Genomic DNA, 10,559 nt, shown 5'->3' on the forward strand with positions numbered 1-10,559 from the left:
TGACCTGTTACTCTGATGGAAATTTGCTGGCTTTACTGTCTGTTGATCCGGCGAATAAGCATGATGTGAGTGTTGTCCGGGAAAAGTTCTGGGTGATTGTTGAGGAGTTTTCCGGCTGTTTTCTGTTTTTTGATGGCTCGAGGAGGAATTTCTGAGGTTTGGCGTTGTTTACACGCCAGTAAAGCGGGGGAATCAGATTAGCAATCTGGAGGAGAAGAAGTTTTACAAGTACTTGTCTGACTTTCGCAGGAGGATTGAGACTTTGTTTTCGAAGTTTTCTGAGTTTCTTCTGAGGCCGAGCAGGAATGTTAGTTTGAGGGGGTTGGTTGTCAGGATTTTAGGGGCGATTCTGGCCGTGAATCTGGACAGATTATACAACTTCACAGATGGTGGGAACTAGGGTGTGATATCATGAAGGCTTTAGGAATAGCATTCAGCGCGAGGAAAAATGGGAACTGTGCGAAACTTTTGCAATATTGTTTAGACAATCTCAAAAAAACAAGGCTTTGAGAGTGAACTAATAGAAGCCTATGACTTTCAGATCACACCGCGCAGCCACTGCAACTATGAGTGCTTCTCTGGAAAGTGCCCCATTGAAGACGATGTTCCCCTGCTCTACGAAAAGGCCACAAAAGCCGATGTCTTAATCTTTGCTGTACCGACCTATGGAGGGCATGCTTCAGCTCTTTACAGAGCTTTCTGCGAGAGAGGACAGGCAGTTTTCAAGACTTATGAAGAATGGAACGACTTTGCAAAGAAGCTAAACTTCATCGTCGTGGGGAACTTGTCTTCAGGTGGGGACATGGCACTTCATGAGGTTCTCCATGGGATTGCCACATCGGACTACTGGCCCGAAGCAATTCTGATATCTTCAAGTGAATACCTGAGAAGCTCAATTAAGGGAGATTTAATCGAGGAAGACGAAATCAAAGCTCGGATAAATAGATTTGCAGGAAGGATAATCCAAAAGATGGGGTGAAAAGAAGTGTTTAAAGACCTCGGCTATACTGATTCACCCTTTTACGAAAAGACCTAAGATGAATACGATATAGAAAGCGAGAGAGGTAAAGAAAGATTTTCAGAGTTAAGAGAGATTCTTTCAAGACACTTACCCATTAAGAGCGGCAGAGCTTTGGACATTGGCTGCAACGCTGGGCTAAGCAGTTTTGTTTTAGAAGAGCTGGGTTTCGACGTTGTGGGCATAGACATTCAAGAAAAGGCCGTAGAGCGGGCTAAAGAGTTAGCCAAAAAGCGAGGTTCAAAGGCAAAATTTTATGTTATGAACGCTAAAAATCTAGATTTCAAAGAAAACACCTTTGACCTCGTTGCTCTGCTAGGTTATCCACTGGCACATTTTAGCATCTGGGATTTTGATAGGATTCTGCAGGAAATTAAACGAGTCCTAAAACCTCAAGGTTACATTGTGATTCAAGAAAGCGACTTCCTCTGGACGCTTATAAAGGGGTTCAACCAGCCGGGACTTGAGGCTGAGGGCTTGGTTAGGATAAACATCAACGTGGATGTTCACGAAGGATATCTTGAGAGACTGCTCATTGATTTTGAAAAAGGTGTATTCTTAAGGGATAAGTTCTACATATGGTCTCCATGGATTCTGCGCTATGTTCTTGAGAAGAACGGCTTTGAGGTGGAATTTAAGGATAAGGACTTGATTCTTGCTCAGAGGGGGTGAAGCTATGTTCAAAAACCTTGGAGAAACTTTTGAGCCAACCTATAAGGAAAAGCTCTGGATGTACGACCCGAGGACGGAAGTTGGAAAGAAAAGAATGGAGAGGCAGAAAACCCTACTTGGAAAATTCCTCCCCATAAAACGTGGTAAAGCTTTGGATATTGGCTGTGGCATGGGAATCTCGACCTTTGCTCTCGAAGACTTAGGGTTTAAGGTTATTGGAATTGACCTTCAAGAAGAACTCGTAGAGAAAACAAAGAAAATCGCGGAAGAACTTGGATATAAAGCGGAGTTTAGAGTTATGGACGCAAGAAAACTCGATTTCCCAAATGAGAACTTTGATTTAGTTGTGCTTTTAGGGAATCCTCTTCCTCATTTAAGCATCTATGACTTTGATAAAATTGTCCAAGAAGCTTTTAGAGTGCTTAAACCCAATGGAACACTCTTTCTCGAGTATGCAGACTGGGTTAGACTGCTCCAGCAAGGCTATAGAGATGTGCTCGTTGAAGATCCATTCATTTCTTTCCATGTTTCCCTCGATACGACAAAGGGCCAAGTAGAGCGGCTTTTCATTAACCTTGAGAAGGGCTATTTCTTTAGAGTGAAGATTAATGTCTGGGCACCATGGATTGTGGAATTCATCCTTAGAAAAGCTGGGTTTGAAGTGGAGACGCACTATTTGGGAACTTTTAGTGTTGTGACTGTCGGAGTAAAAAATGAAGTTTTAGCAACAGAAGGAGATGGTAAATAATGAACAAAATTGAGGATATTTTAAAACATCTTGAAAATGTTCTATGGTCTCTTGAAGTTAAAGGAGACCTTTTGAAAGCAAAAGAAAAATATATGAAGAAATAAAAGATCTCCCAGAAAGTAAAGAGAAATTTGGGCTTATATCCTTTTGTCTGATGTGAATTGCAAATGTAGAGAATGCATTGGGGAACACTGAGCATGCGGAGGAGTTTGCGAGAAAAGCACTTGAATATGCCACTAAATCCGAAGAAAAAGTAAATCAGGGACGAGTATTACTTGTTCTTGGCTCAATCTACAATACAAAGCAGAAATTTGAAGAAGCCTTAACTTACATCCAAAAGGCCAAACTTTTATTCAAAGATGCATCTAAAGATGTGCCAGAAGTTGATAGTATACAAGGTTATGGATGGGCGCTTCTTCTGGAGGCAAGTATTCTTTTGAATATAGAAGAAATTCAGAAAACTGAAGATACAGCAAAAGAAGCTTTGAAAGTTCTAAAAGACATCAACAATACTCCCGGAATTATTAGAGCATACGAGGTTCTTGCTGAGATATATGAGAGGTTAGATAGATCAGAAGAAAAAAGAAGAGCTGAAGAAGAAATCAAGAAGCTGAAAGAAAGCCTTTAGGGGTCTAAAATGTTCAGAGATTGTGATGATGGTAGTGATGCTTATTACAAAGCCCTTCCCGCTACTTGGGATGCAACAAGTGAAATTGGGAAGAAGAGAATAATGGGGTTAAAGGAGATCTTAAGGAAATACCTGCCCATAAAGGGAGAAAAAGCCCTAGATATTGGTTGCGGCATGGGAATTTCAACTTTTGCCTTAGAAGAACTCGGCTTTGAGGTTATTGGGATAGACCTCCGAGAGGAAGCAATCCAAAAAGCTAAGGAGATAGCAAAGGAGAGGGATTCCAAAGCAGAATTCTACATTATGGATGCCAAAAGACGGGCATTTGAGGAGGATAGCTTTGATCTCGTTGCTTTACTTGGCTCTCCTTTACCCCACTTCAGTGTTTATGACCTCGATGAAATTGTGAGGGAATCATATCGCGTCTTAAAGGCGAAGGGAGTCATTGTAATCGAATACGCGGATAATCTCAGGGGACTTTACAGGTGGTACAGGGACGTTTTTGTTGAGGGTTCCCTTGTTTCTATCCGAGAGGGAATTGATTTCATCAAAGGCCGTGAAAGAAGGTTCTTTATCGATTTGACAGGGGGACTATATTTACCGTTGAGTTCCACCTCTGGTCACCGTGGATTCTTGAATTCATCCTGCGAAAGGCGGGTTTTGAAGTGAGAAGCTACCCTATAAACGGGAAGATGGTTGTGACTGTGGGGATAAAAGGTTGATTTGAGGTTTACTCAATTTTTTGTATTACTTTACAAAGTTTTATTTTGTTAAGAACATCAGAATTTATGAAAAGAAGGACTCTAAGTCTTACTTTTTTTATTGGAAATTTATTAACTCCAAATTATTAACTAAAAGTTTACGAAAAAGTTAAATATAAAATATACTTTACAAAATTATGCCAAGGTAACAATGAAGCAAAAATCAATGGGGGTGGCGAAGTATGGAAGTTGTAGAACTAAAAGCAAAGCTACCTCCAGTTGCCCCAAGTGCTGGTGGTGTTGGTCTTGCATGTTGTTGCGACAAGGTTGGAAAATGACTCTATAATTTTTATTTTACTTTTTTATTTTTAAACCCTAAACCGGGGGATAACTATGGTGGGTTTTATTCATACGTTTCAAATGAAAAACAAGTATATGGGCTTTGATCCCCTGAGCAAGACATTATTAATTTTAGATTCTAAAGAGGTTGAGGTCATAAACAAGATTAAACGGAATGCTCCATTGACATTAAGTGAGAGGCAGATGCTATCGGAAATCCAAAAAACATTAGATTCAAAACGTGAGAATGTAAATCCGATAATAGTGCCTGCAGAGATTAATCCAAACATGATGGTTTTAATGGTCTCTCAAACCTGTAATATGAAATGCGCATATTGCTACGCATGTGAGGGTACATATACAAAGCCAGGTATACTTAGAATAGAACTAGGGAAAAGAGCCCTAGACATAGCAAATGAACTAGGAGTGGACACTGTTCAGTTTTATGGTGGCGAGCCATTATTAAACTTCGATTCAATAGAGAAGTTGGTGGAATATGCTGATATCAATGGATACAAGTTCAGATATGGTATTGTAACTAACGGAACGTTAATTAATAGGCGAATTGCTGATTTTTTTACCCAGTATGACTTTGAAGTAACGGTCAGCGTTGATGGTCCCCAAGTAGTAAACGACCTGAATAGGAAGTATAAAAATGGGAAAGGCACATACACAGATATTATAAAAGGACTAGAACTGCTAAATGAGAGGAGTATCAAACTAGCATTGGAAGTAACATATGCCAGAAATTACATTCAGAAATATTCCATACGTGACATATTGTCTCATTTGAGTAAATATTCAAAGACATTTGTAGTCGGGTATGTTCTCCCGTCAGTGCAATTTCAAAATAACATTATTAGGGATAAATATGCATTAAAAGAAGCGGAAATTGAGGAATTCTTGAAGGAACTAGTGGATTATCTGTTTGACAAATGGGAAGAGGGTATACCAATAAAAGAAATGGGCATATGTAGAATTCTTAGGGAGATTCTCGATCCAGAATATCATGTGAAAACGTACATATGTTCCGAGATGCCTCTGAGGATAACTGTATTTCACGATGGAGATGTGTATCCATGCCATCAAACGTACTTAGACAGGCGATTTTATTTAGGAAATATAAAAGACAAAGATTTCACAAAACTCTTAACGGAGAAAATGTCTAGGGCAGCAGAACATTTTACTATGTCAAAGCTGAAATTGCATGACGCTTGGTTTAGCAATCTTGGTGATTTCTGTAGAATCCATTTAAAAGAAAAAGTGAACGGTACGTACGTTCCTAAGTATCCTAGGGCCTATGAGAGGACATTTGAGCACATACTATACAATGTTGCTACTAGGGATATGAAGAAAGTCATAGAAACCCTCGGGGGGAATATAGTTGGGTGAGAACTTCCGAAAACTCATGGAGATTGGGAGAGCACACAAGAAATACATACTCCTGCTCGTTGTACTGGGAGTTATATCAACGATTCTTTCTGCCATGGTTCCATTTTACCTAAGGAACCTCTTGGATGAGCTTGAAATGTTAACACTTTCCCAGATACTTAGGGAGATAGGGATTATACTTGGTCTTTACACACTTTCTACTGTAATATACCTCTATGCCGGTTTCATAAGCAACTTTGCCGAGACCAAAGCTGCGGCATGGCTGAAGAGAAGGCTTTTTATCTCAACCCTATACGCAGAAAACATAAAACCTGGGGATGCCCTTTCGCGGATTCAATCAGATACCGAAATAGTAGGCAGACTTGGAATGTCTCTTATACCTGCTGTAATAATTGAGGGATTTTCTCTCGCTATGGCCGTTTTTGTCGTCTTCAAGCTCAACGTTTATCTGGGATTACTCACACTCATCACAATGCCGATATATGGCTTCTCCATGAGGGCATTTGTCCATAGATTGAAGATTGCTTCATCAAATGAGAGGGAAAAATACTCAAAGACAGTTACCGCTTTCAAGGAAGGACTTGATGGCAGGCTGGATGCCAAAGCTCTGAACGCCTTTGAGTATCTCATCTCTAGGATATCCAAAAATCTCGATGAATGGGTCGAGGCGACAAAGAAGATGGCGTTCTATCAAACGGCAAACTATGGTCTCCAGTCATACCTCTCAACTATCTTGCCTTTGACCATACTTCTTGCAGGCCTTCTGCTTGTTAAGAGGGAGATGGCCCCACTCTCCGTCGTCATTGCTGTCTTCTCATATCTAGGAAAAGTTTACTACCCCATAGAGCGCTTTGCGTTTCTATGGAGCGCATATCAAAGGGCAATTCCAGTTCTGAACAGGATATGGGGAATACTCGAAATAGGGGAGTCCTCAGAAAGGTCTGCATGTAATCCATACTCCTTCGATATTACACTTAAAGACGTTCACTTTTCCTTTGATGACGAGAAAGAAGTGCTCAGGGGCATATCAGCTATAATACCTTATGGAAAGAAACTTGGAATTGTAGGTTCATCAGGTGTTGGAAAAACAACATTAGCCATGCTTCTTGCAGGAATACTAAGCCCAACAAAGGGCACTGTGAGCATAGGAGGCTGTCATCCATCTTCCATTTTAGGTAATTCTCTCATATATATACCCTCTTCCCCCCATCTCTTTACAGGGACTGTTAAGGAAAACATTGCTCTGGGCATGAACGTTAATGACAATGATATTGCAAAATTGCTTGAGCTCGTTGAGCTTGGGGGCATTGATATGAACACTCTAATTGAAGAAGGCGGCAAGAACCTTTCACTCGGGCAGAAGCAACGAATTGCTCTGGCAAGAGCATTGGTTAGAAGACCGAAAATACTTATCCTAGACGAGGCAACTTCGGGCATAGACTCGGAAACTGAAGCAAAAATCCTAGAGAGGCTCAAGATGATGGATATGACGGTGGTGGTCATCTCTCATAGACTTTCAACCGTCAGGGAAATGGAAGAGATATGGGTGCTTGACGGGGGCATGGTGACATGCAGAGGACAGCACAATGAGTTGCTTCAGTCGTGCCGGAGGTATCGTGAACTCTTTAAAGAGCAGCAAAAAGGCTAACTGAAGATGGAGCATAAAAGTACTGCATCCCTAGAAACTGCCGGCGAAACCCTCCGGGAAAAACAACTCTGGGAGAATGTGTGCCTTGAACCACCCACTTCATGAATAAAAGCTTTTAAACTATTTTACATTGTAATTCTGGGGAGAGACATGCGGTCCTACAAATTCGAAAAGGAGACCGTCCCTACTGCCGGAGTAGCTGTCAACGGGGGTGCCATGCTCATCGGAAGTGTGAGAAATGAGCACTACAAAATCATACTCCTTAAGCTAGACGGGAAGGAGGAGCTCGAGTGGGTCAAGTTCTATGGAGGCAAAAATGGCTGGGAAGGGCATTCTATATCTAAGGTGAACAATAGCTATCTCATAGGTGGAGCCGTCGAGGGGAACACCACTCCAGCGGGTGGAAAGAACTGGAAAGCCTATCTGGCGAAGATAGAGGAGAATGGTGGCAAAGTCTGGGAGAGAAAGTACCGCATTCTAGGCAACGAGTGCGTATATTCGATAGTTCCGGTTGAGGATGACATTCTTTTGGGTGGCAAAGTCTCAGACGGTAGCGGAAGAAGCTTTTTCCTGATGAAGACGAACGAGAGCAGTGAGCCGCTGTGGACTAAAACCTACGGCAAATGGGAAAATGCAGTCTTTGGCGGCATTGTGTCGATGAATGATAGTATTATGCTGATCGGAAGCTCCAAAAATAGGAATGGCTGGAAGATTCATCTCACACGAGTTGATAAAGAGGGTAAAGTTCTAGAAGAGGAAACCATTGTTAATGGGGGTGGTCTTTGATGTCGTCAGCACTGAGAAGGGAATCCTTTTAGCTGGCGAACGTGATGGGGAATTCTACGTTGCAAAACTGGGCGAAAAGAATGAAATTAATTGGGAAAAGAGCTTTGAAAATGGTGCTGCAATTGTATTAGAGCCTGTAAAAAGAGGAATTTTAGTAGGAGGAGAACTACATGGAAGAGCGGTTTTGGTGAAAATAAGTAAAGAGGGGGAACTCCTTTGGAAAAAAGAGCTCTGGGAGAATGGCTGGATTCAGGTTGTTAAACAAGATGGAGATAGACTTTTTGCGGCTGGTGTGATCGAAAGTGAGGGAAAAGGGTATATGGGGATTGAGTTCTTAAAGGAGGGGATATTGTGAGACCTATCATCTTAAAGGGTGAAAAAGTATCTCTAGCTGTTAGTTTAGAAAAAGATAAGGATAAATGGCTTATCTGGGTAAACGATAGGAATATACAGAACTTCGTTAACAGTCCAATGAACATTTACTTTGAGAAGGATTTTGACGAGATTTTGGAGGAGCTGAGAAAGAACAAGAGCAGCATGGTGAATTTCGCTATAGTTGAAAATAGCAGTAACGAACTTGTGGGCTTCATTGGAATAGGTTCAATAGACTGGCAGTCGAGAAATGCCATGATCTGGTACTTCATTGGAAAGGAACACTGGGGAAAAGGCTACGCAAGTGAAGCATTAGCATTAATTTGTGAGTTTGCATTTGAGAACATGAACCTCGAGAAGCTCTACACCTTTGTCCACGAGCCGAATAAGGCTTCACAGAGAATTCTCGAAAAGAACGGCTTTAAGCTCATTGGAAGATTTAGAAAGCACGCTTACATTCCTAAGTACGGCTACGTGGACAGCTTTGCATATGAGCTTTTGAGGGAGGAGTGGAAAAACACGCCCGATAATCTTGGAAGGGAAGCAAGTTTTAGGGATGAGGAAGAATGAAACTCCTCGCTCTTTGTTGCTCTCCTCAAAGAAAAGGGAACACCTCAAAAGCCCTCTCATTACTTTTTGAAAAGCTTCCTGAGGAATGGCAAAAAGAAATAATAAACCTTTATGATTTCGATATAAAAGCGTGTGGTGAGCTCTGCAACGCCGAATGCTTAAGAGAAGATATATGCAAAGTTGATGCCTTTGATGAGAGAGTAAAGCTTTTAGAAAAGCTGAAGAGTGCCGATGTAATAGTCATCGGAACGCCAACTTACAACATGGACATTCCTTCTAAGCTGAAGGCTTTGTTGGAGCGTGATTTTCTTGAGGACTATTTAAAAAACAAAGTCGTGACTCTGTTAATTGTTTCAAACTTAGGTGGAATAAAAGCTCTCTGTACTCTAACTTCTCCACTAATCTTAGATGCTCAAGCCATCATTGCTGGTGCTGCTATTGTGCCGGGATACCGAGAAGAAGGGAAAACGATTAACAATCCAAAAACACAGATGCTAGTTGATTATTTGGCAAAAAGAACTGTGGAGGGCACAAACCTTATGCAGATACCCACTTGATATACCTCCCGCCATCTTCACTTTCTTCTGGGTCTATGAAATAACCCTCTCTAATTAAAACATTGTTTGCCCATCCGAAGATCCAGTGCCAAGCTTCAATGAAGAGTTCTTCAAAAGTGCACCACTGACTCGCTCTCAATTTGCTTAGATCCTCTTTTAGAACATCCCATCTCTCTTTAATTATGAATTTTTCAACGTCGCTTCCAACTTTGTCAGCAACTTGCCATGCTATCTCTGCGTCAGGTTTATCGAAAAACGGGACACCAACATATTTGTATTTCTCTAAAATTCCACTTATTTTTCCATTTATGTAAAGTTCTTCAAGTGCTCTCCCTAAGGTCTCTACCTCATCTTCCTTCACTTTTTCGGACCAGACTAAGTCAGGAAAAGCATTTCTTGAGCCAGCATGATTCCCAAAGGAGTAGAATGTGTACTCCCCAAACTTTGCTGAATGACAGCCCCAATAAAAGTCCTTTGCGATGTCTACCCAATTATCTCTAATTTCACGGGCATAAGGAATGAACTTCCTGTTTTCACCCCATTTATTTTCCAGCATGGTTAAAAACCTCAAATCTAAGGCATAACAACCAACAATGGCAAAACGGATGTATTCTAGCTTTGAGTGTTTCAGGCAGTTCAATCTTTTCAGATCATCTTCTACCCATTTGAGGTTCTCAATTAAATATTCTGCCACAGTCTCTCCATGTTTAACTCCAATCTCTCTAAGTTTCAAGACGTCTTCCCATGGTGTAAAGCAGAAGTTGAGCTTAATCTGCCCACTTTCTTCTTTTAATATGCCCTTTTGAAGAAGATAGGTCAAAGATTCCTTATCTACCAGCTGCAAAGCGTCTTTCGTACTTACAGGAGACTTAGAAACCTTGAGTATTAGCTCTTCAGCCTTGTATGCATGCTCCCAGTACTCTCTTTCTCCATTTCCACATACATAAACCATTATTCTGCCCATATACATCACTAGGGAGTACTATGACTAAAAATACTTAAAATAGTTTTTAACATCAAAGAAGTTTTTAACGTTAACGACTACATGAGAGATACTGTTAGGATAAGCTGTGGGGTGTCAGGTTTAAGTTACTGGCAATACTTCAGAAAAAGAAGGGGGAACATGAA

Annotated in this window: 12 protein-coding genes and 1 pseudogene; 12 read left to right on the plus strand and 1 reads right to left on the minus strand. The window is 41.0% G+C overall.

Annotated elements, in window-relative coordinates; all coding sequences use genetic code 11:
* The 12 genes and pseudogenes from GBV73_RS09110 to GBV73_RS09165 form a co-directional block, all read left to right on the plus strand.
* Positions 1 to 400, plus strand: a pseudogene (locus GBV73_RS09110) (IS982 family transposase); the annotation flags it as partial.
* An 87-nt stretch (positions 401 to 487) separates the two neighbouring features.
* A complete protein-coding gene (locus tag GBV73_RS11475; RefSeq protein WP_371717083.1) occupies positions 488 to 979 on the plus strand; it encodes a flavodoxin family protein in 492 nt (163 codons plus the stop codon).
* A gap of 69 nt (positions 980 to 1,048) precedes the next feature.
* Positions 1,049 to 1,690, plus strand: a complete 642-nt coding sequence (locus GBV73_RS09120; RefSeq protein ID WP_371717084.1) for a class I SAM-dependent methyltransferase — start codon at positions 1,049 to 1,051, stop codon at positions 1,688 to 1,690.
* A gap of 4 nt (positions 1,691 to 1,694) precedes the next feature.
* Entirely contained in the window at positions 1,695 to 2,438 is a 744-nt protein-coding gene (locus GBV73_RS09125; protein WP_152880906.1) for a class I SAM-dependent methyltransferase, read from the plus strand.
* Positions 2,439 to 2,598: 160 nt separating this feature from the next.
* Positions 2,599 to 3,066: a tetratricopeptide repeat protein gene (locus tag GBV73_RS09130; protein ID WP_371717085.1), complete on the plus strand. Its 468-nt coding sequence runs from the start codon at positions 2,599 to 2,601 to the stop codon at positions 3,064 to 3,066.
* A gap of 9 nt (positions 3,067 to 3,075) precedes the next feature.
* Positions 3,076 to 3,735 carry a bifunctional 2-polyprenyl-6-hydroxyphenol methylase/3-demethylubiquinol 3-O-methyltransferase UbiG gene (locus GBV73_RS09135; RefSeq protein ID WP_253910345.1) on the plus strand — a complete coding sequence of 220 codons (660 nt, stop codon included), beginning with the start codon at positions 3,076 to 3,078 and terminating at the stop codon, positions 3,733 to 3,735.
* Between the two features lie 425 nt (positions 3,736 to 4,160).
* Entirely contained in the window at positions 4,161 to 5,498 is a 1,338-nt protein-coding gene (locus tag GBV73_RS09140) for a radical SAM protein (protein WP_152880909.1), read from the plus strand.
* Positions 5,491 to 7,146 carry an ABC transporter ATP-binding protein gene (locus GBV73_RS09145; protein WP_152880911.1) on the plus strand — a complete coding sequence of 552 codons (1,656 nt, stop codon included), beginning with the start codon at positions 5,491 to 5,493 and terminating at the stop codon, positions 7,144 to 7,146. The genes GBV73_RS09140 and GBV73_RS09145 overlap by 8 nt, the downstream gene beginning before the upstream one ends.
* A gap of 150 nt (positions 7,147 to 7,296) precedes the next feature.
* A complete protein-coding gene (locus GBV73_RS09150; RefSeq protein ID WP_152880913.1) occupies positions 7,297 to 7,932 on the plus strand; it encodes a hypothetical protein in 636 nt (211 codons plus the stop codon).
* Entirely contained in the window at positions 7,922 to 8,287 is a 366-nt protein-coding gene (locus GBV73_RS09155) for a hypothetical protein (protein WP_152880915.1), read from the plus strand. The genes GBV73_RS09150 and GBV73_RS09155 overlap by 11 nt, the downstream gene beginning before the upstream one ends.
* Complete coding sequence (locus GBV73_RS09160; RefSeq protein WP_225807773.1) at positions 8,284 to 8,874, plus strand: GNAT family N-acetyltransferase; 591 nt, start codon at positions 8,284 to 8,286, stop codon at positions 8,872 to 8,874. The genes GBV73_RS09155 and GBV73_RS09160 overlap by 4 nt, the downstream gene beginning before the upstream one ends.
* Complete coding sequence (locus GBV73_RS09165; RefSeq protein WP_152880917.1) at positions 8,871 to 9,431, plus strand: flavodoxin family protein; 561 nt, start codon at positions 8,871 to 8,873, stop codon at positions 9,429 to 9,431. The genes GBV73_RS09160 and GBV73_RS09165 overlap by 4 nt, the downstream gene beginning before the upstream one ends.
* On the opposite strand, the gene GBV73_RS09170 is transcribed toward GBV73_RS09165, so the two are convergent.
* On the minus strand, positions 9,412 to 10,395 hold the full coding sequence (locus tag GBV73_RS09170; RefSeq protein WP_152880919.1) for a hypothetical protein: 984 nt from the start codon (positions 10,393 to 10,395) through the stop codon (positions 9,412 to 9,414). The two genes, GBV73_RS09165 and GBV73_RS09170, sit on opposite strands and share 20 nt — an antisense overlap.
* Positions 10,396 to 10,559: the final 164 nt, after the last annotated feature.

This window comes from Thermococcus sp. 101 C5 (assembly GCF_009372125.1).
In the GTDB taxonomy this organism is placed as follows: domain Archaea; phylum Methanobacteriota_B; class Thermococci; order Thermococcales; family Thermococcaceae; genus Thermococcus_A; species Thermococcus_A bergensis.